The 19416-nt window shown below is 56.6% G+C and carries 19 protein-coding genes and 1 tRNA gene; 3 read left to right on the top strand and 17 right to left on the bottom strand.

Annotated features, from left to right (window positions below):
- Window positions 1-11: 11 nt before the first annotated feature.
- The 16 genes from nuoH to AC097N_RS07650 all read right to left on the bottom strand — a co-directional run bounded on the left by nuoH (window position 12) and on the right by AC097N_RS07650 (window position 15528).
- Window positions 12-1094: an NADH-quinone oxidoreductase subunit NuoH gene (gene nuoH, locus AC097N_RS07575; RefSeq protein WP_479580286.1), complete on the bottom strand. Its 1083-nt coding sequence runs from the start codon at window positions 1092-1094 to the stop codon at window positions 12-14.
- Complete coding sequence (gene nuoG / locus AC097N_RS07580; protein ID WP_479580287.1) at window positions 1091-3226, bottom strand: NADH-quinone oxidoreductase subunit NuoG; 2136 nt, start codon at window positions 3224-3226, stop codon at window positions 1091-1093. The genes nuoH and nuoG overlap by 4 nt, the downstream gene beginning before the upstream one ends.
- Window positions 3227-3238: 12 nt before the next feature.
- A complete protein-coding gene (nuoF, locus tag AC097N_RS07585; protein WP_479580288.1) occupies window positions 3239-4591 on the bottom strand; it encodes an NADH-quinone oxidoreductase subunit NuoF in 1353 nt (450 codons plus the stop codon).
- Window positions 4588-5091, bottom strand: a complete 504-nt coding sequence (gene nuoE / locus AC097N_RS07590) for an NADH-quinone oxidoreductase subunit NuoE (RefSeq protein WP_479580289.1) — start codon at window positions 5089-5091, stop codon at window positions 4588-4590. Before nuoE ends, nuoF begins: the two co-directional genes overlap by 4 nt.
- Window positions 5088-6341 carry an NADH-quinone oxidoreductase subunit D gene (locus AC097N_RS07595; protein WP_479580290.1) on the bottom strand — a complete coding sequence of 418 codons (1254 nt, stop codon included), beginning with the start codon at window positions 6339-6341 and terminating at the stop codon, window positions 5088-5090. Before AC097N_RS07595 ends, nuoE begins: the two co-directional genes overlap by 4 nt.
- Before the next feature lie 12 nt (window positions 6342-6353).
- Window positions 6354-6962: an NADH-quinone oxidoreductase subunit C gene (locus AC097N_RS07600; protein ID WP_479580291.1), complete on the bottom strand. Its 609-nt coding sequence runs from the start codon at window positions 6960-6962 to the stop codon at window positions 6354-6356.
- Window positions 6963-6972: 10 nt separating this feature from the next.
- The gene (locus AC097N_RS07605; protein ID WP_296699902.1) at window positions 6973-7452 is read right to left on the bottom strand and encodes a NuoB/complex I 20 kDa subunit family protein; all 480 of its coding nucleotides are present in this window, start codon (window positions 7450-7452) and stop codon (window positions 6973-6975) included.
- Window positions 7453-7456: 4 nt separating this feature from the next.
- Entirely contained in the window at window positions 7457-7816 is a 360-nt protein-coding gene (locus AC097N_RS07610; protein WP_479580292.1) for an NADH-quinone oxidoreductase subunit A, read from the bottom strand.
- 59 nt (window positions 7817-7875) lie between these two features.
- Window positions 7876-7960, bottom strand: a tRNA-Leu gene (locus AC097N_RS07615).
- Between the two features lie 129 nt (window positions 7961-8089).
- Entirely contained in the window at window positions 8090-8443 is a 354-nt protein-coding gene (gene secG, locus AC097N_RS07620) for a preprotein translocase subunit SecG (RefSeq protein WP_479580293.1), read from the bottom strand.
- A 37-nt stretch (window positions 8444-8480) separates the two neighbouring features.
- Entirely contained in the window at window positions 8481-9224 is a 744-nt protein-coding gene (tpiA, locus tag AC097N_RS07625; protein ID WP_479580294.1) for a triose-phosphate isomerase, read from the bottom strand.
- A complete protein-coding gene (locus tag AC097N_RS07630; protein ID WP_479580295.1) occupies window positions 9221-10216 on the bottom strand; it encodes an NAD(P)H-quinone oxidoreductase in 996 nt (331 codons plus the stop codon). Before AC097N_RS07630 ends, tpiA begins: the two co-directional genes overlap by 4 nt.
- A 70-nt stretch (window positions 10217-10286) precedes the next feature.
- A complete protein-coding gene (gene pnp, locus AC097N_RS07635; RefSeq protein ID WP_479580296.1) occupies window positions 10287-12410 on the bottom strand; it encodes a polyribonucleotide nucleotidyltransferase in 2124 nt (707 codons plus the stop codon).
- A 201-nt stretch (window positions 12411-12611) separates the two neighbouring features.
- Window positions 12612-12878, bottom strand: coding sequence for a 30S ribosomal protein S15 (gene rpsO / locus AC097N_RS07640; RefSeq protein WP_479580297.1), 267 nt, complete (start codon window positions 12876-12878; stop codon window positions 12612-12614).
- Between the two features lie 145 nt (window positions 12879-13023).
- Entirely contained in the window at window positions 13024-14196 is a 1173-nt protein-coding gene (locus AC097N_RS07645; protein WP_479580298.1) for a pyridoxal phosphate-dependent aminotransferase, read from the bottom strand.
- 27 nt (window positions 14197-14223) lie between these two features.
- Entirely contained in the window at window positions 14224-15528 is a 1305-nt protein-coding gene (locus AC097N_RS07650; RefSeq protein ID WP_479580299.1) for a branched-chain amino acid ABC transporter substrate-binding protein, read from the bottom strand.
- Window positions 15529-15623: 95 nt separating this feature from the next.
- On the opposite strand from AC097N_RS07650, the gene AC097N_RS07655 reads away from it, so the two are divergent.
- Window positions 15624-16001, top strand: coding sequence for an Hsp20/alpha crystallin family protein (locus AC097N_RS07655; RefSeq protein ID WP_479580300.1), 378 nt, complete (start codon window positions 15624-15626; stop codon window positions 15999-16001).
- Window positions 16002-16056: 55 nt separating this feature from the next.
- On the opposite strand, the gene tsaD is transcribed toward AC097N_RS07655, so the two are convergent.
- Window positions 16057-17121 (bottom strand): tRNA (adenosine(37)-N6)-threonylcarbamoyltransferase complex transferase subunit TsaD, encoded by a 1065-nt coding sequence (tsaD, locus tag AC097N_RS07660; RefSeq protein WP_479580383.1) that lies wholly within the window; start codon window positions 17119-17121, stop codon window positions 16057-16059.
- Window positions 17122-17167: 46 nt separating this feature from the next.
- Between tsaD and AC097N_RS07665 the strand changes: the two genes are divergently transcribed.
- Complete coding sequence (locus tag AC097N_RS07665) at window positions 17168-17815, top strand: ANTAR domain-containing response regulator (RefSeq protein WP_479580301.1); 648 nt, start codon at window positions 17168-17170, stop codon at window positions 17813-17815.
- Between the two features lie 353 nt (window positions 17816-18168).
- A complete protein-coding gene (locus AC097N_RS07670) occupies window positions 18169-19413 on the top strand; it encodes a CmpA/NrtA family ABC transporter substrate-binding protein (RefSeq protein ID WP_479580302.1) in 1245 nt (414 codons plus the stop codon).
- Window positions 19414-19416 lie beyond the last annotated feature (3 nt).

Raw genomic sequence — 19416 nt, forward strand, 5'->3', positions numbered from 1 at the left:
GTCAATTCCAGTTATTTCCAGATATTGAAAGAAGTCTGCATCCATCCGCCTACGACCACCAGCCATACAAGTGTCACTGGAATGAATACCTTCCAACCCAAACGCATGATCTGGTCATAACGAAAGCGTGGAAACGTCGCCCGTACCCAGATGAACAGACTGACAACCATGAAGGTCTTAATCCCGAGCCAGATCCAGCCTGGAATCCAATTGAACAACACACTGTCAATAGGGGAAATCCAGCCACCCAAGAACATGATCGACGCCAGAATCGAAATCAGCCACATGTTCGCGTATTCAGCCAGATAGAACATCGCGTAGGACATGCCCGAATACTCGACCATATGCCCAGCAACAATTTCAGCCTCACCCTCGACCACATCGAACGGGTGGCGGTTTGTCTCGGCCAAACCGGAGATGATGTAAACCACAAAAATGGGCAGCAGCGGCAACCAGTTCCAGGAGAGGAAGTTCAGTCCCATGTGCGCGAAGTAACCTTTGCCCTGGCCAGTGACGATATCCGTCATGTTCATGCTCGCCGACACCATGAGCACAATCACCAGACAGAAACCCATCGCAATTTCGTAACTCACCATTTGCGCAGAGGCTCGCAATGCACCCAAGAAGGAGTACTTTGAGTTGGAGGCCCAGCCAGAGATGACGACGCCATACACCTCCATGGAGGTGATCGCCATAACAAACAGCAGTCCAGCATTCACGTTGGCCAATGCCACATCAGGGCCAAACGGGATGACGGCCCATGCCGCCATGGCGGGCATGATCGTCAAAATAGGACCAATCAGAAACAACCCTTTGCTTGCCGCCGTCGGAATCAGAATCTCCTTGGTCAGCAGTTTCAGCGCGTCAGCAATCGGTTGAAGCAGACCCAATGGACCCACGCGATTGGGGCCAACCCGAACCTGTATCCACCCCAGGAACTTGCGCTCCCAAAGCGTCAGGTACGCGACAGCGCCCATCAGTGGCAAGACGACCACGACAATTTTCATCAAGGTCCAGATCACAGGCCATACCACGGCAGTCCACCACGAGGCGGCCAGCAAGCCCTGCCCAAAAGAAAAAATGGCGTCGATCATGCTGCAATCTCCTGCGCCAACAGGCTTTTCCGAGCGTCGGCTGTCAACTGCAAACCAGCCGCACGCCTCACGGTTCCGTCGAGTGTGTAAATACCGGCCACCACCGGATCTTTACCTGCAGGGTAAAGATCGACAATGGCATTGGTCACATTGCTCATCAGGTGGGCAGCTACAAAGCTTCCATCCGCAGAGTCGAGTCCTGGCACTTGCTTCAATACATCTTGTGATGACTCAAATGCAAAATCCGGAACACCGAGCATGTTCGCCAGAACGCGTAAGACCTTCCACGCCGGACGCGTCTCACCCAGTGGCTTGACGACCGCATGAAAGCTTTGCACACGCCCTTCTGCGTTCACAAAAGTGCCCGAAGTTTCTGTGAACGGTGCAATGGGCAACACCACGTCGCAGAACGACATATTTGCCTTGAAAGGACTCAGGGACACAACCATTTGAGCCTGCATCAATGCAGCCCGGACAGCTCCACCGGCAGCTGAGTCAAACTCAGGTTCCGTATTGAGCAGCAGGACGGCCTTCAACCCGCCTTCGAGCATTTGACTGGCATTCAGGCCGCCGGGGCCTGGCAACGCGCCAACAACTTGTGCGCCAACCGTATTGGCTGCTTCAGTCAGGTAACCCACGGTCGCGCCAGTTTGCGCGCCAATCCAGTTGGCGAGCGACAGCAGACTCGAAGCCTTCGCGTGATGTGCAGCTGCATTTCCCAGCAAGATCGCCTTGCGTTCGCCCCCCATCAAAGAGCGAGCGATCGCAGTCGCAGATTCTGTCGTCGAACCGACAACCGGTGAAGCAACGCCAAGCTCGGCAGCTACCGCTGCAGCGATGTCTGCCAACACTTGCACCCAACCGCTTGCGTCAGCCATCAACACATTTGCTACCGGAAGTGCCCAATCTTCATGAACCGCGCAGATTGCGTTCACTAAACAGCCTTTGCGGGCCGCCTGACGAATTCTCTGTGCGAACAAGGGGTGATCCTTGCGCAAGCTGGAACCAACCACCAAGACACGTTGCAAATCGGTCAGCGAGGCGATAGAGGTACCTAGCGTACGAACTCCCTCCGCAACCGGAAACTCAGCATTGCGCAAACGGTAGTCGATGTTCTGGCTACCCAGACCACGCATCAAGGATGCAGCGAGTGACAGCTCTTCAAGCGTGCTGTGCGGGCTGACCAAGGCGCCCAGACTTGAGGCGCCGTGATCCGACTTGATCTGCTTCAGTCCATTGGCAACATACTCGAGAGCAGTCTGCCAGTCAACGACCTTCCATGCACCGCCTTGTTTCAGCATGGGTGTGGTCAGGCGTTCGTCGCTGTTCAAGGCTTCATACGAGAAACGGTCACGATCTGCAATCCAGCACTCGTTGACTTCTTCGTTCTCAAGTGGGACCACACGCATGACTCTGTTGTTCTTCACCTGAACAATCAAATTAGAACCGGTTGAATCATGGGGACTGATCGACTTGCGGCGTGACAACTCCCACGTACGCGCACTATAGCGAAACGGCTTGCTGGTCAATGCACCCACCGGACAAATATCAATCATGTTCCCAGAGAGCTCAGAGTCCACTGAGTTGCCTACAAAGGTCTCGATCTCGGCGTGTTCGCCGCGATGTGACATGCCCAACTCCATGACCCCCGCCACTTCTTGACCAAAGCGGATGCAGCGCGTGCAATGGATGCATCGACTCATTTCCTGCATTGAGATCAGCGGCCCCACATCTTTGACTGCAACGACCCGCTTTTCTTCTTCGTAACGAGAAGCAGATCCGCCATAGCCCACAGCGAGATCTTGCAACTGGCACTCGCCGCCCTGGTCACAAATCGGACAATCCAATGGGTGATTGATCAGCAGGAATTCCATCACAGACTGCTGCGCCTTGATCGCCTTGTCACTCTTGGTGCGGACAATCATCCCCTGCGTCACTGGTGTCGCACAGGCTGGCATCGGCTTCGGCATCTTCTCCACATCAACCAGGCACATTCGACAGTTCGCTGCAATGCTGAGCTTCTTGTGATAACAAAAATGCGGAATATAGGTACCAGCCTTGTCAGCGGCATGCATGATCATGCTGCCTTCAACAATGTCTACCTTCTTGCCGTCAAGTTCAATTTCAATCATCGTAGGGCTCGGTCAGACGTAGGCAGGGACCATGCAGGTCTTATGCTCAACGTGATATTCAAATTCATGACGGAAATGCTTGATCATTGCCCTGACAGGCATAGCGGCGGCATCTCCCAAAGCACAGATAGTGCGCCCCTGGATGTTGTCCGCAACAGAGTTCAGCAAATCCATGTCAGCGGGTCGTCCATGACCATTTTCAATTCGGTCCACCATGCGTGAAAGCCAACCTGTGCCTTCACGACACGGTGTGCACTGGCCGCAAGATTCATGCATGTAAAAATAACTGAGTCGTTGCAGGCTCTTGACCATGCAACGACTGTCATCCAGCACAATGACTGCGCCCGAACCAAGCATCGAACCAGCTTTGGCAATGGAGTCGTAGTCCATCGTACAGTCCATCATGATGTTGGCCGGCAAGATGGGCGACGACGACCCGCCAGGGATAACCGCTTTCAATTGACGGCCATTGCGCACACCACCGGCAATTTCGAGCAACTTCGAGAACGGAGTTCCCATGGGAATTTCGTAATTCCCCGGCATCTCAACGTCACCACTGATGGAGTAAATCTTGGTGCCGCCGTTGTTGGGCTTGCCACACTCCAGGTAAGCTTGGCCACCATTGCGAATGATCCAGGGGACTGCCGCAAAAGTCTCGGTGTTATTGATCGTCGTAGGCTTCCCGTAGAGACCAAAACTGGCTGGGAACGGCGGCTTGAAACGAGGTTGCCCCTTCTTGCCTTCCAGCGATTCCAGCAATGCGGTTTCTTCGCCGCATATATAGGCACCAAAACCATGAGCCGCGTGCAATTGAAAGGTAAATGGGCTTTCCAGAATATTATTGCCCAGCAGCCCTGCTGCACGTGCTTCTTCCAAAGCCTCTTCGAAGCGATCGTAACTTTTGAAAATTTCGCCGTGAATATAGTTGTACCCAACCGATATTCCCATTGCATAGGCAGCAATGATCATGCCCTCAATGACAATATGTGGATTGAACTGAAGGATGTCTCGGTCCTTGCAGGTCCCCGGCTCGCCTTCATCCGAGTTGCACACCAGATACTTCTGTCCAGGGAACTGACGTGGCATGAAACTCCACTTCAATCCAGTAGGAAACCCAGCACCACCCCGCCCCCTCAAGGCCGACTCTTTAACCGTCGCAATCACTTGATCTTGCGACAGGCCCTCACCGCCATCTTTTGCAAGGATCTTACGAAGCGCTTGATATCCGCCGCGCGCTTCATAGTCTTTCAGTCGCCAATTTGTACCATTCAAGTCCGCATAAATCTGCGGGTTGATATGCCGACCATGGAAACAGGTTTGCACACCTGTCGCCTGAAACTGAGCCAGGATTTTTTCAGCCATCATGCCGCGTCTCCCGCTGTACGAAGGCCATCCACCAACTGATCAAGTTTGTCATTGCTCATAAAACTGCACATTGTTCTGTCATTGACAAGCAACACAGGTGAGTCAGCGCAAGCGCCGAGGCATTCGGCCTGCTGCAGCGTGAACAGGCCATCCGACGTGGTCTCGCCCATGACAATGCCGAGCTTTTGCTCAAGATGCTTCAACGCTTTTCCACCATCGCGCAACTGGCAAGGCAGGTTCGTGCAAACATTGAGCTTGTACTTGCCACAGGGATGCTGGTTGTACATGTTGTAGAAGGTCGTGACCTCGTGCACCGCGATGGGCGCCATGTCGAGATAGGTGGCAATCACAGCTTCGCTGTCAGTTGTGACGCAACCCAATTCCTGCTGAACAATCGCGAGACATGCCATCACAGCAGACTGCTTTTGATCAGCGGGGTATTTCGCAACTTCTTTTGCAAAACGGGCCTTCGTCGCCTCGGAAATAACTTCTGAGATCATCGATCAATCTCTCCAAACACAATATCCATGGTGCCGATCACGGCGACTGCATCAGCGATCATGTGACCACCAGCCATCTCGTTCAGAGCAGCCAAATGCGCAAAACCTGGCGGACGAATTTTCAACCGGTAAGGCTTGTTCGCACCATCGCTCACGATGTAAATACCAAACTCACCTTTTGGATGCTCCACAGCCGCATAGGCCTCGCCTTCGGGCACGTGAAAGCCTTCGGTAAACAGTTTGAAGTGATGGATCAACTCTTCCATATTGGACTTCATTGACTCCCGGTCAGGCGCCGCTACCTTGTGGTTATCCGTGATCACCGGGCCAGGATTAACGCGCAACCAATCCACACACTGCCTGATAATGCGATTGGACTGCTTCATCTCTTCCATGCGAACCAGATAGCGGTCGTAGCAATCCCCGGTTTTTCCAACAGGAATATCAAAGTCCATCTGGTCATAGACATCGTAGGGTTGCTTCTTGCGCAAATCCCAGGCAACGCCTGAACCACGAAGCATCGGACCCGAAAAGCCCATGTTCATGGCGCGCTCAGCAGTCACGATACCAATGTCAACCGTGCGCTGCTTCCAAATGCGGTTCTCAGTGAGCAGCGTATGGTACTCACCAAGATAGGTTGGAAAACGCTGGGTAAAGTCGTCAATGAAGTCGAGCAAGGATCCCTGCCGATTGTTATTGAGTTGAGCAATACCTTTTGCATTCCGAATTTTGTTGGCCTTGTACTGCGGCATGCTGTCGGGCAAATCACGGTACACACCGCCGGGACGAAAGTAAGCGGCATGCATGCGCGCGCCACTGACGGCCTCATACATGTCAAACAAGTCTTCACGCTCGCGAAAGGTGTAGATCAAAATCGTCGAACTGCCACAATCATTGCCGTGCGAACCCAGCCACATCAAATGATTCAACAAACGGGTGATCTCGGCAAACATCACGCGGATGTATTGCGCGCGGACGGGTACATCAATGCCCAACAGCTTCTCGATGGCCAGGCAATAAGCATGCTCATTGCACATCATTGACACGTAGTCAAGACGATCCATGTAGGGCAATGCCTGAATATAGGTCTTGCTCTCAGCCAGCTTCTCAGTCGCCCGATGCAGCAAACCAATATGAGGATCCGCGCGTTGAATCACCTCACCGTCGAGCTCAAGCACCAAACGGAGAACGCCATGCGCAGCAGGGTGCTGCGGTCCAAAATTGAGGGTGTAGTTTTTTATTTCAGCCATGACACAAACCGCTTAGTGCAGGCCTCCATAGTTATTTTCCCGAATGATACGCGGCGTGATCTCACGCGGCTCAATCGTCACAGGCTGATACACAACGCGCTTGCTCTCGGCGTCATAACGCATCTCAACATGGCCTGTTGTCGGAAAATCCTTGCGAAATGGATGACCAATAAATCCATAATCCGTCAAGATTCGGCGCAAATCATTGTGCCCCTCAAAGACGATACCAAAAAGATCAAACGCCTCGCGCTCAAACCAATTGGCTGAATTCCAAATCTCGACGACCGACGGCAACACAGGGAAATCATCATCCGGCGCAAACACCTTCAAACGCACGCGCTGATTGAGACTGACCGAGAGAAGATGCAAGACGACACAATAACGCAAACCCTCACGCACCTCGTCCTTGTACTCAGAGTAATCAACCCCGCACAAATCCATCATCTGCTCAAAGCCACAACCAGGCGCGTCCCGCAATGCCTTGGCAGCATCGAAATAGTCTGCAGCAGCAACTAACACCGTCACCTCACCCAAAGCCACACCAATGTGCTTGATCTTCTCACCCAACGCATTGGAAATTACTTCTTTGAGGGACTCGGGATTTACAGCAAAAACAGTCATCAAAAGTCCTTCAGGCTCGGGCGATGGTTTGCGTGCGCCGGATTTTTTGTTGCAACTGCATGATGCCGTACAACAAGGCCTCAGCAGTCGGAGGGCAACCAGGAACGTAGACATCAACCGGCACAATCCGATCGCAACCACGCACGACCGAATAGCTGTAGTGATAGTACCCACCACCATTGGCACAAGAACCCATACTAATCACCCAACGCGGCTCAGACATCTGGTCATAGACCTTGCGCAAGGCTGGCGCCATCTTGTTGCACAAGGTACCCGCCACAATCATCAAATCCGACTGACGCGGACTTGCGCGAAAGACCTCTGCACCAAAACGGCTGATGTCATAACGCGCCGCAGCAGCATGCATCATCTCGACAGCACAACAAGCCAAGCCAAACGTCATAGGCCAGACAGAACCCGTCTTCGCCCAATTCATCACGGAGTCGTAACTGGTCGTGACAAAGCCCTCTTTTAATACGCCTTCGATCATTGTCTTACTCCCAGTCAAGGGCCCCTTTTTTCCACATGTAGACAAAGCCTATGACCAAAATCACAACAAACTCAATCATTGCAAAGAAGCCAAGCAGCCCAATATCTTTGATGGACACAGCCCAAGGAAACATAAAGGCAATTTCAAGATCAAACAAAATAAAAAGAATCGCCACAAGGTAATAGCGAACATCAAATTTCATCCGAGCATCTTCAAATGCCTCGAAACCACATTCATAAGGGGAGTTTTTTGCCGGGTCAGGCCGATTGGGACCCAGAATATAACCAAGCACTTGCGGGACAACACCCACAGCAATGCCAACCAGGATAAACATAAGAACTGGCAGGTACTGATCGAGGCTCATCTTGGGATTCTGATCAAAGTCTGTGTTAACTGCAGGCATCTGCAGTTAACACGTTTATCTGGTGCCGTCGGCGAGACTCGAACTCGCACAGCTTTCGCCACTACCACCTCAAGATAGCGTGTCTACCAATTTCACCACGACGGCGGCTTTCAGATGCTCGAATTGCGTGAGGAACCTTGCGGCTTTTGCTTTCCGAACAGAGCTAGAGTTTACCCTGAAATCACCCTATTTCCTGGAAGGATTCAGGCAATTTCACAAGCAAATTACGTTCGGTTATTTGACGGGTATTTGAGCCGCGCCAGACGCAGGCAACACGGGCACGACCGCCGCAGGAGCGGGCACATTGACCACAGCACCCTCCAGCACGCTTCCAGAACTGGCCGCAGGCCGCGCTGTACCAAAGTAGGCGAGCAACAGCGTGCAAACAAAGAACACGGTGGCCAGGACGGCCGTTGTGCGGGACAGAAAATTTGCACTGCCACTGGCCCCAAAAAGACTGCCCGAGCCGCCACTGCCAAAAGCGGCTCCCATGTCGGCGCCCTTGCCGTGCTGGACCAGAATAAGACCAATCATGGCCACTGCAGAAATCATCTGGACAGCGAGAAGAAGGGTTAAGAAAATGCTCATTGAATACTCCTGAATTTATAGCTAATACCGCACGCCATTACTGGGCTGCAGCAATAATTGACAAGAAATCGACCGCCTTGAGGGAGGCCCCGCCAACGAGACCGCCGTCGATGTCGGGCTGTGCCAGAAGTTGGGCAGCGTTGGCCGCATTCATGCTGCCGCCGTAAAGAATATGGACACGGTCAGCCTGAGGTGTCGCCGCCTTCAGTTGCGCCCGCAGCACGGCATGCACTTGCTGCGCCTGCTCGGTGGTTGCGGTCTTGCCCGTCCCGATCGCCCAAACAGGCTCGTAAGCCACCACAATTTCACTGATGCAATGCCCGTTGGCATGGATCACAGCTGCCAGTTGGCGCTTGACGACTTCTTCAGTCTTGCCAGCCTCCCGTTCAGCGAGGGTCTCGCCCACGCAAACAATGGGCGTGATCCCACTGGCCAGGGCAAATTGAGCCTTGGCAGCCACAACTGCATCGGATTCCGCGTGGTACTGACGTCGTTCCGAGTGGCCGACGATGCAATAACGCACACCAAACTCCTTGAGCATGACGCCAGAAGTCTCACCCGTGAACGCGCCAGAGGCGTGCTCGGACACATCCTGCGCACCCAAATCAATGGCCGTACCCTGCGTCAGTACCTGCATCTGCGCCAGATAGGCGGCAGGCACACACAATGCCACATCACATGCAGGCACTGGCATGCCGGCCAATATGGCGTTGACCAATGCTTCATTGGCAGCCAGACAGCCATTCATTTTCCAGTTGCCTGCGATCAGCTTTTTTTTCATGCCTTATCCCAAGTCAAAACAATTTTTCCAACATGCTGGTTGGATTCCATCAAAGCATGTGCTTTGGCCGCATCCTGCGCAGCAAACGTGCTGTGAATCACCGGCTTGATAAGCCCACCCTCAATCAGGGGCCAAATATTTTTCAAACAGGCTTTCGCGATGGCCTCCTTGAAGGCCACCGAGCGCGCCCGCAAGGTCGATCCCGTCACCGTGAGTCGGCGACGCAACACCAAACCGGCGTTAATTTCACTCTTGACACCGCCCTGCACAGCGATGATCACCAAACGGCCCTCTTCACTCAGGCACTCAATCTCTTTGGCCACGTAGCTGCCAGCGACCATGTCCAAAATAACATTGACACCCTGCCCGCTTGTCAGCCGTTTGACCTCATCCTGAAAATCACGTGTCTTGTAGTTGATGGCATGGTCAGCCCCCAAGGCGACACAGGCAGCACATTTTTCATCACTGCCCGCCGTGACGATCACACGCGCCCCCATGGCCTTGGCCATCTGGATGGCTGTGACGCCGATGCCACTGGAGCCACCCTGAATTAACAAGGTTTCACCTGATTGCAGCTGCCCACGATCAAACACATTGCTCCACACCGTGAAAATGGTCTCTGGCAAGGATGCAGCTTCGACATCACTGAGCCCGGCCGGAACCGGCAGGCACTGCGCGATCGGCGCCACGCAAAACTCGGCGTAGCCGCCACCCGCCACCAAAGCACAGACCCGGTCACCGAGCTTGAAACCCGCGCGGGACAATGCCTGCGCATCACCTTGCTCGATCACACCCGCCACCTCCAGCCCCGGAATATCCGACGCCCCGGGCGGCACCGGGTAGTTCCCCGTGCGTTGCAGGACATCAGGCCGGTTCACCCCGCTGGCAGAGACGCGAATAAGCAGCTCACCCGCAGTAAACACCGGCATGGGTCGCTCACCCAGACGAAGAACGTCGGGTGCGCCAAAGGAGGTAATTTCAACCGTTTTCATGGTCATTCAGGTGATGGCCCCCGCACTGCATACGCGGGGCGCTATCAATTTCATAACAGACTGAAGTCAATCAAGCGTGGTGATCGGAACCATTCTGGGCCGGACGGTCCAGCAACGCCTTCATCGACAGCTTGATGCGGCCTTTTTCGTCCGTTTCCATAACCTTGACCTTGACGATCTGGCCTTCGGTGAGGTAATCGGACACCTTCTCGACACGTTCATGCGCGATCTGACTGATGTGCAGCAGGCCGTCTTTACCGGGCAACAGATTGATCAACGCGCCGAAGTCCAGAATCTTGGTGATCGGGCCTTCGTAGATCTTGCCGATTTCCACTTCAGCGGTGATTTGCTGGATGCGACGCTTGGCTTCTTCGGCCTTGGCCGGATCGCTTGAGGCGATGGTGATGGTGCCATCTTCATCGATGTTGATCTGGGTGCCGGTCTCTTCGGTCAACGCACGAATCACGGAGCCGCCCTTGCCAATCACGTCACGGATCTTCTCGGGATTGATCTTCATGGTGAACAAGCGAGGCGCGAAGTTGGACACTTCGGTCTTGGCTTCGGCCATGGCTTCCTGCATCTTGCCCAGGATGTGCATGCGTGCTTCCTTGGCCTGAGCCAGCGCGACCTGCATGATCTCCTTGGTGATGCCCTGGATCTTGATGTCCATCTGCAATGCAGTGATACCGTTGGTGGTACCGGCGACCTTGAAGTCCATGTCGCCCAGGTGATCTTCATCACCCAGAATGTCAGTCAACACGGCGAAGCGACCTTCGTCCTTGATCAGACCCATGGCGATACCGGCCACGTGAGCCTTCATCGGCACGCCGGCGTCCATCAAAGACAGACAGCCGCCGCAGACCGAGGCCATGGATGAAGAACCGTTGGATTCCGTGATTTCAGAAACGACGCGCATGGTGTAAGGAAACTCTTCCTTGCTTGGCAACACCGCCATCAAAGCGCGCTTTGCCAAACGGCCGTGACCGATTTCACGACGCTTGGGCGTGCCCACGCGACCGGTTTCGCCGGTGGCGAACGGAGGCATGTTGTAGTGCAGCATGAAGCGGTCTTCAAACTCGCCAGCCAAGGCGTCAATGCGCTGGGCATCGCGCTCGGTACCGAGGGTGGTCACCACCAGCGCCTGGGTTTCACCACGGGTGAACAGGGCTGAACCATGGGTACGGGGCAGCACACTGTTGCGGATTTCAATGGCGCGCACAGTACGGGTGTCGCGGCCATCGATACGGGGTTCGCCGGCCAGAATCTGGCTGCGCACGATGCGAGCTTCGATGTCGAACAACATGCCTTCAACCGCGACTGAGTCGAACTCAACGCCTTCGGCTTTCAGACCCATCTTCACCCAGGTGTAAGTCTCGCGCGTGGCATGCGTACGTGCCTGTTTGTTGCGGAGCTGGTAGGCTGCAGCGAGCTTCTCTTCGGCCAGTGCGGCCACTTTGGCAATCAGCACTTCGTTCTTGGCGGGCGCCTTCCAGTCCCACACGGGCTTGCCAGCATCGCGAACCAGTTCGTGAATCGCATTGATGGCGATGTTGCCCTGCTCATGGCCAAACACCACGGCGCCGAGCATGATTTCTTCTGACAACTGCTGGGCTTCAGATTCCACCATCAGCACAGCGGCTTCGGTGCCCGCCACGACCAGATCAAGGATCGAATCCTTGCGGGCGGTCTGACCAGGGTTCAACACGTATTCACCGTTGACATAACCCACGCGGGCCGCACCGATGGGGCCGCTGAACGGGATGCCACTGACGGACAAGGCGGCGCTGACTGCGATCAAGGCCGCAATATCAGCATCGACTTCGGGGTTCAATGACAGGGTGTGAACGACGACATGCACCTCGTTGAAGAAGCCTTCCGGGAACAGAGGACGGATGGGGCGGTCGATCAGGCGGCTGGTCAGCGTCTCGAACTCGCTGGGGCGGCCTTCGCGCTTGAAGAAGCTGCCGGGAATCTTGCCCGCAGCGTAAGTCTTCTCAAGGTAATCAACTGTCAACGGGAAAAAGTCTTGACCGGCTTTGCCTTCAGACTTGGCAACCACGGTGGCCAGCACAACGGTGCCGTCCATGTCCAGCAGCACAGCACCTGTGGATTGACGGGCGATTTCGCCGGTTTCCATGGTGACGGTGTTTTGACCCCATTGGAAGGTCTTGGTGACTTTATTGAAAATGCTCATTTTTATCTCCTGGTCATTACGGGAAGTGCAGGCCACTTCACCCAAGCCCGGATTCAGCAACACAAAACACGATGCCATTCCAGAGAGATTTGCTGCAAACTTCTCTGGAATGACACAGCTTCGCTTCGTTTTTGCCTTCTCCGAAGTAAAAAACGCCTGAGCTAGGAACCTAACTCAGGCGTTCATCATTCAATGGAACGATTACTTACGCAGACCCAACTTGGCGATCAGTGCGGTGTAACGCTCAGCATTTTTGGTCTTCAAGTAGTCCAAGAGCTTACGACGACGGCTCACCATGCGCAGCAGACCGCGGCGACCGTGGTGGTCTTTGGCGTGGGTCTTGAAGTGGGGAGTGAGTTCGTTGATACGGGCGGTCAGCAGTGCAACTTGCACTTCTGGGCTGCCTGTGTCGCCGGCTTGACGTGCGTTGTCTTTGACGACAGCGGCTTTGATACTGGATGCGATCATATTTTTTCCTGTTTGGTATTTGAACTTGCGTCAAGCGCTGGAACTGCGCCTGACGTGTGCGTGTGCGATATGCAAAGCCATTCGATTATAGCCAATCCTGGGATTTGACCTTCTGCCCGATTGCGGGACTCCTCAAGCGAAGCGTTCAGGCGCCTGTCGGCGGTTGCGCAGACAGCCAGCGCTGCAGGCGGTTGACGCCCTCCACCAGCCGCTGCGGGTCTTTCGATGCAAAACACCAGCGCAACCAACCCTTCGCTTCCGGCGCGAACGCATCGCCAGGCGCCAGGCCCAAACCGGCCTCCACCACCAGCCGTTTGGCGGTCGCGAGGGAATCGTCAAAACCGGCCAAACGGAAAAAGGCATACATGCCGCCGCGTGCTGGGGCGACCTGCACCCCGGGGATGGCTTGCAGCAGCGGGATCAAGGTGTCCCGGCAGGTTTTCAGGTGCGCCACCAACTGCGGCGTGACCTCGTCCGTGCCCCGCAGTGCCGCCATGCCGGCTCGCTGGACGAATACGCTGGCGCAAGAGGTGTTGAATTCAATCAGCTTGCCCATGTGGTGCGTCATGCTGGGGGGCATCACCAGCCAGCCCAGCCGCCAGCCCGTCATGAGAAAACTCTTGGAGAAACTGTGCACCACCACGAGGCGGTCCTCCGGTCTGGCGACATCGAGAAAACTGGGCGCACAGCCGTTGGGTGAAGGCTCGTAGTACAGGCGCTCGTAGACCTCGTCGGCCAGAATCCAGGTGCCGGTGACGCGGCAATGGTCCAGGATGCGCTGCTGCTCGTCGCGGGTCAGGGTCCAGCCAGTCGGGTTGTTGGGCGCATTGAGGATCAGGACCTTGATTGAGGCGGTCACCGCGGCGAGCAAAACCGCCATGTCCAAAGTCCACACACCCGCCACCGGCTTCAGCGCCACGCACGTGACGCGGGCACCCATGATGGCAGGCTGCGCCGTCAGGTTGGGCCACACGGGCGTCACCGCCACCACCTCGTCGCCCGCATCCACCAGTTGCTGCATGGCGAGCATCAAGGCATTAACGCCACCGCTGGTGACGGCCACCCGGTCCGCCCCGATGACGCCGTGGCGGGCACTCATGTAGCTGGCAATCTCTTCGCGCAACTCGGGCAGGCCAAGGTTGTGGGAATAAAAAGTTTCCCCCAGTTGCAGCGACTCGATGGCCGCCTGGCGAATGAAGTCCGGCGTGACTTCGTCACTCTCGCCAAACCAGAAGGCCAGCACATCGCTGCGCCCCATGCCAGCATTGGCCACTTCGCGGATTCTGGATTCTTCAAGGTTCAGGATGACTTGGCGCATGGCAGACTCGGGTGGTTGTCGGGTGAATTACGGGGCAGGACGCTGCATTTTGCAACTGGTCGGCTGCTCGGCACTGGCAGCGGTGATGGTTTTGATCACGCGAAAACCATAGCCCGAACCTTCTACATCAAACTTCACGCCGGGGGCGCCCTGCTTGTCCATCAGGCCCACAACCAAGGGTTGCTGGAACTGATGGTCCGACGCGCGCATGACCCCGGTTTGTGAAGAAAAAGTGACCCTGGCCCGCTCCAGCTGTGCGGCAACAGCTATCGAATTGGTAGTACCCGCCTTCTCGATGGCCTGCGCCAGCGACTCCACCATCAGCTGCATGCGCATATGAACGTAGTCGTCGACCGGCTTGGGGTAACGCTGGCGGAAGGACTGGTAGAAGGCCTCGCTCTGGGCATTCTGCACATTGGGCAGCCAATCGGCCACCGCCACGACCTTGCCGATACCCGCCTCACCAATGGCCGCAGGCGCGCCCAGCGCATTGCCGTAGAAGGTGTAGAACTTGCCCTCAAACCCCACCTCTTTGGCGGCCTTGACCAGCAAGGTCAGGTCGTTGCCAAAGTTACCGGTGATCACGGCCTGCGCACCGCTGGCCTTGATCTTGGCGGCGTAGGGCAAAAAGTCCTTCACGCGTCCCATCGGGTGCAGCTCCTCGCCCACCACCTGGATGTCGGGGCGCAACGCACCGAGCTGGCGCTTGGCTTCGCGCGCCACGGCGTGGCCAAAGCTGTAGTCCTGGCCCAGGATGTAGACGCTCTTGAGCGCCTTGTCGTCCTTGAGCACGTCCATGAGCGCGGTCATGCGCATGTCGGCGTGGGCATCAAACCGAAAGTGCCAGTAGCTGCATTTTTCGTTGGTCAGAATCGGATCGACCGCCGCGTAGTTGAGGAACACCACGCGCCGTTCGGGCTCGCGCTCGTTGTGCTTGTTGATGGCGTCGATCAGCGCGGCAGCCGTGGCTGACGAGTTGCCCTGCATGATGAACTGGGCGCCGTCGTCAATGGCCGACTTGAGGGCGGACAGCGCCTCTTCGGTCTGGCCCTTGCTGTCGTAGCGCTCCAGTGCCAGCGGGTGGTTGCCCGCGACCACGCCAGGAGCCGCCACCAGCTTCACGCCACCGCGCGCATTGACACGCTCCATGGCCCAGATCAGGTTGCGAAAAACAGCCTCACCGGTGTTGCCAAACGGGCCGCTCAGGCCTTCGATCATCGCCACTTTGATGGGGCTCAGGGCAGGCGCAGGAGCGGCCTGGGCGAAGGCAAACGCGGGGGCACATAGCGCCAGAGCCAGCAATTTCAAGGCTTTGGGAGGAAGAATAAACATGTGGGTATTTCTCTTGAAAACGGCGGCATCACTCACAGATTCGATGCATGCGGAGGTTCATGTTGAACGCCGCGCAGTGTACTAGGAGTCAATTCATGTTTTTTGCTACCGCCCCCGCCCCACTTCGCCGCTCCGTCTATGCGCCCGTGGGCCGTTCACTGGAGCGCTTCCTTGACGAAACACGCCTGGCAAGCGGCCAACAACCCGGCACTGTGGCACAGGACGAGAAGTCTTACACGTTGACGTTTGACGTGCCCGGCATTGCCAAGGAGCAGTTGAACATCGGCATTGAAGGCAGCATCGTGCGCATCGAATCCAAAGAAGGCGCGCCGCGTCAGTACAAGCAGGCTTACGAGCTGCCGCAAGACATCGACGTGGCCACCAGCGAAGCCAAACTGGAGCACGGTGTGTTGACGCTCAAACTGGGCAAACTGGTGCCCGTGAGCCGCGTGACCGAGCTGACCATCAACTAAATTGCTATCAATTAAATAGCTCCTAGCGCACGATCCACGTGCGCTAGCAGCCTATTTAAAGAGAATCCAGCGGCCAGCGCGGTTTGACGTCAAAAGCGTACACCTCGCTGGCCGTTTGCTGTCCGGACTGCAGGCGCATGGCCGCGGCCATGGCGATCATGGCGCCGTTGTCGGTGCACAAATGCAGCTCGGGGTAGTGCACGCGCACGCGGCGCTTGGCGCATTCGGCATTCAGTTGCTCGCGCAGCTTGCGGTTGGCGCCCACGCCGCCCGCCACCACGAGCCGGGTGAGCCCGGTTTCCTTCAATGCAATGATCGACTTCTTGACCAGCACCTCCACAATCGCCGCCTGGGTCGAGGCGGCAAGGTCAGCCAACACAGCGACAGGCAAAGCCTCCACTGCACAATCCTGCGCCATGGCCAGTTTTTTGGCCTGCACCATGACGGCCGTTTTCAGGCCCGCAAACGAAAAATCGAGGTTGTTGCTTTTGAGCAGCGGCCGGGGAAACTTGAAAGCAGCCGCATCGCCCTGCTCCGCGAGCCGCGACAAGGCCGGACCACCGGGGTAGCCCAGGCCCAGCAGCTTGGCGGACTTGTCAAACGCCTCGCCCGCCGCGTCGTCAATAGTTTCACCCAGCAACTGGTAGCGCCCTACCCCATCAACCCGCATCAACTGGGTGTGGCCACCAGACACCAGCAGGGCCACAAAAGGAAACTCGGGCGGGTCCGCACTTAAAAAGGGCGACAGCAGGTGGCCTTCAAGATGGTGCACGCCCAACACTGGCTTGTTCAACGCCGCCCCCAGCGCACAGGCCACGCCCGCGCCGACCAGCAAGGCGCCCGCCAAACCGGGGCCGCGGGTGAAGGCCACCACGTCAACGTCGGCAAGGGTCTTGCCCGACGTTGCCAGCACCTGCTCGGTCAGCGGCAACACACGGCGAATGTGGTCGCGGCTGGCCAGTTCGGGCACCACACCGCCGTAGGCCTGGTGCATCTCGATCTGGCTGTACAGCGCGTCACCCAGCAACACCGGCACGCCCACGCCCTGCACCTCGACCAGGGCTACGCCTGTTTCGTCACACGAGGACTCGATCCCCAATACCCGTAAAGTTTTCTCCATAGCCATGGAGTTTAGGGGATGGCTCGATTCTTGCACCGATGCACCCATGAATGAAACCCTGCGCATCGTCGTCATTTCCCCCGATCTGGTTATCAATGACCAGAATGACGCCTACGCGGTCACCCAGGCTGAGCGCTCGCGCAGCCTGCGCATCGGCCTGCTGGAAAACGGCTTCAACCTGGTCGCCAGCCTGCCGGCGGACGTGTTTCTGACCGAGCGCCTGGCCCAGCTGCAGCCCGACATGATCATCGTGGACGCGGAAAGTGAAGCCCGCGACGCACTGGAGCATGTGGTGATGGCCACGCGGGATGCGCGCCGCCCGATTGTCATGTTCACCAACGACAACGACACCAGCCACGTCAAGGACGCGGTCGCGGCGGGCGTGTCGGCCTATATCGTGGCCGGTCTGTCCAGCGAACGCATCCGCCCCATTCTGGATGTGGCCATGGCCCGCTTCCAGCATGAGCAGGCGCTGCGCCAGGAGCTGAACGCCACCAAGACGGAGCTGGGCGAACTCAACGCCGAACTCAAGGACCGCAAGGTCATTGACCGCGCCAAAGGCCTGTTGATGCAGCGCCAGGGCCTGAGCGAGCAGGCGGCCTACGAGAAGCTGCGCAAGGCCGCCATGGACAAAAGCCTGAAGCTGGCCGAAGTGGCGCAGCGCATGCTCGACATGATGGACTTGCTCGGCTGAGCCTGGCGTGCATGCACGGTCCATCCGCACCCAACCCGAATTGGTGCACCGCACAACAACAGTGCCTTATACAAAAATTTATACAAATAATGGCTGTAGCCCAGGTAAATACTCCACATACAGCTATCAAATAAGTAGCAAAAAAGCTCTGGAAATAGTTGGCACAGTCATTGCATAGATAGATCCAAGGTCCGAAAGGATCATGCGAAATTTCCGGTTCAACGGCGGACCGGGAACTTCGCTAAAGGACAAAGGCGTCCCCCACTGGTATGAAACGTATCGACTCGTTTTGCACTTCGTGAGGACGCCTTTTTTGTTTTCTTTTTTCTGTTTTGCCTCAAAGGAGTTTTGCCATGACCGACCTTCTCAAAACCAGCCTCAGCCGACGCACTGTCCTCCAGACTGCCGCCATCGGTGCCATCGGCATCAACCCCGCATTGCGTGCGGCCGTGTATGCCGGCGGCTCCGATGCGCCTGAAAAAACCGAAGTCAAAATCGGCTTCATTCCGCTAACCGACTGCGCCAGCGTCGTGATGGCCTCGGTGCTGGGCATTGACAAAAAATACGGCGTCAAGATCATCCCCACCAAGGAAGCCAGCTGGGCCGGTGTGCGCGACAAGCTGGTCACCGGCGAACTCGACTTTGCCCACGTGCTGTACGGCCTGATTTACGGCGTGCACCTGGGTGTGGGCGGTGCCAAAAAAGACATGGCCGTGCTGATGAATCTCAACCAGAACGGTCAGGCCATCACTCTGTCCAAGAAGCTGGCCGACAAGGGTGCCGTGGACGGCGCCGGTCTGGCCAAACTGATGGCGGCCGAAAAACGTGAATACACCTTCGCCCAGACCTTCCCCACCGGCACGCACGCCATGTGGCTGTACTACTGGATGGCGGCCAACGGCATCAACCCGATCAAGGACGCGAAGGTGATCACCGTGCCGCCACCCCAAATGGTGGCAAACATGCGCGTCGGCAACATGGACGGCTACTGCGTGGGCGAGCCCTGGAACCACCGCGCCATCATTGACGGCATCGGCGTCACCGCCGCCACCACACAGGACATCTGGAAAGACCACCCCGAGAAGGTGCTGGGCACCACGGGCGAGTTCGTCAAGAAGTACCCCAACACTGCCCGCGCCGTGACGGCTGCGATTCTGGAAGCCGGCAAATGGATCGACGCGGGTCTGGCCAACAAAAACAAGATGGCCGAGACGATTGCCGACAAGAGCTACGTCAACACCAGCGTGGACGCCATCAACCAGCGCATTCTGGGCCGCTACCAGAACGGCATGGGCAAGACCTGGGACGACCCCAACTACATGAAGTTTTACAACGAAGGCACGGTGAACTTCCCTTACCTGTCGGACGGCATGTGGTTCCTGACGCAGCAAAAACGTTGGGGCCTGCTGAAGGATCACCCGGACTACCTGGCGGTGGCCAAGCAGATCAACCAGATCGACATCTACAAGCAAGCAGCCACGGCGAGCAACACGCCAGTGCCCAAAGACGTCATGCGCACGTCCAAGCTGATGGACGGCGTGGTGTGGGACGGCAAGGATCCGAAGAAGTACGCCGACGGTTTCAAAGTTCACGCTTAAGGA

It is taken from the genome of Rhodoferax sp. LS1R11 (assembly GCF_056521395.1).

What these genes read in the sequence shown, in the direction of transcription:
- nuoH (WP_479580286.1), bottom strand. Translation starts at nt 1,094, where the DNA reads ATGATCGACGCCATTTTTTCTTTTGGGCAGGGCTTGCTGGCCGCCTCG.
- nuoG (WP_479580287.1), bottom strand. Translation starts at nt 3,226, where the DNA reads ATGATTGAAATTGAACTTGACGGCAAGAAGGTAGACATTGTTGAAGGC.
- nuoF (WP_479580288.1), bottom strand. Translation starts at nt 4,591, where the DNA reads ATGATGGCTGAAAAAATCCTGGCTCAGTTTCAGGCGACAGGTGTGCAA.
- nuoE (WP_479580289.1), bottom strand. Translation starts at nt 5,091, where the DNA reads ATGATCTCAGAAGTTATTTCCGAGGCGACGAAGGCCCGTTTTGCAAAA.
- AC097N_RS07595 (WP_479580290.1), bottom strand. Translation starts at nt 6,341, where the DNA reads ATGGCTGAAATAAAAAACTACACCCTCAATTTTGGACCGCAGCACCCT.
- AC097N_RS07600 (WP_479580291.1), bottom strand. Translation starts at nt 6,962, where the DNA reads ATGACTGTTTTTGCTGTAAATCCCGAGTCCCTCAAAGAAGTAATTTCC.
- AC097N_RS07605 (WP_296699902.1), bottom strand. Translation starts at nt 7,452, where the DNA reads ATGATCGAAGGCGTATTAAAAGAGGGCTTTGTCACGACCAGTTACGAC.
- AC097N_RS07610 (WP_479580292.1), bottom strand. Translation starts at nt 7,816, where the DNA reads ATGAGCCTCGATCAGTACCTGCCAGTTCTTATGTTTATCCTGGTTGGC.
- secG (WP_479580293.1), bottom strand. Translation starts at nt 8,443, where the DNA reads ATGAGCATTTTCTTAACCCTTCTTCTCGCTGTCCAGATGATTTCTGCA.
- tpiA (WP_479580294.1), bottom strand. Translation starts at nt 9,224, where the DNA reads ATGAAAAAAAAGCTGATCGCAGGCAACTGGAAAATGAATGGCTGTCTG.
- AC097N_RS07630 (WP_479580295.1), bottom strand. Translation starts at nt 10,216, where the DNA reads ATGAAAACGGTTGAAATTACCTCCTTTGGCGCACCCGACGTTCTTCGT.
- pnp (WP_479580296.1), bottom strand. Translation starts at nt 12,410, where the DNA reads ATGAGCATTTTCAATAAAGTCACCAAGACCTTCCAATGGGGTCAAAAC.
- rpsO (WP_479580297.1), bottom strand. Translation starts at nt 12,878, where the DNA reads ATGATCGCATCCAGTATCAAAGCCGCTGTCGTCAAAGACAACGCACGT.
- AC097N_RS07645 (WP_479580298.1), bottom strand. Translation starts at nt 14,196, where the DNA reads ATGCGCCAAGTCATCCTGAACCTTGAAGAATCCAGAATCCGCGAAGTG.
- AC097N_RS07650 (WP_479580299.1), bottom strand. Translation starts at nt 15,528, where the DNA reads ATGTTTATTCTTCCTCCCAAAGCCTTGAAATTGCTGGCTCTGGCGCTA.
- AC097N_RS07655 (WP_479580300.1), top strand. Translation starts at nt 15,624, where the DNA reads ATGTTTTTTGCTACCGCCCCCGCCCCACTTCGCCGCTCCGTCTATGCG.
- tsaD (WP_479580383.1), bottom strand. Translation starts at nt 17,121, where the DNA reads ATGGAGAAAACTTTACGGGTATTGGGGATCGAGTCCTCGTGTGACGAA.
- AC097N_RS07665 (WP_479580301.1), top strand. Translation starts at nt 17,168, where the DNA reads ATGAATGAAACCCTGCGCATCGTCGTCATTTCCCCCGATCTGGTTATC.
- AC097N_RS07670 (WP_479580302.1), top strand. Translation starts at nt 18,169, where the DNA reads ATGACCGACCTTCTCAAAACCAGCCTCAGCCGACGCACTGTCCTCCAG.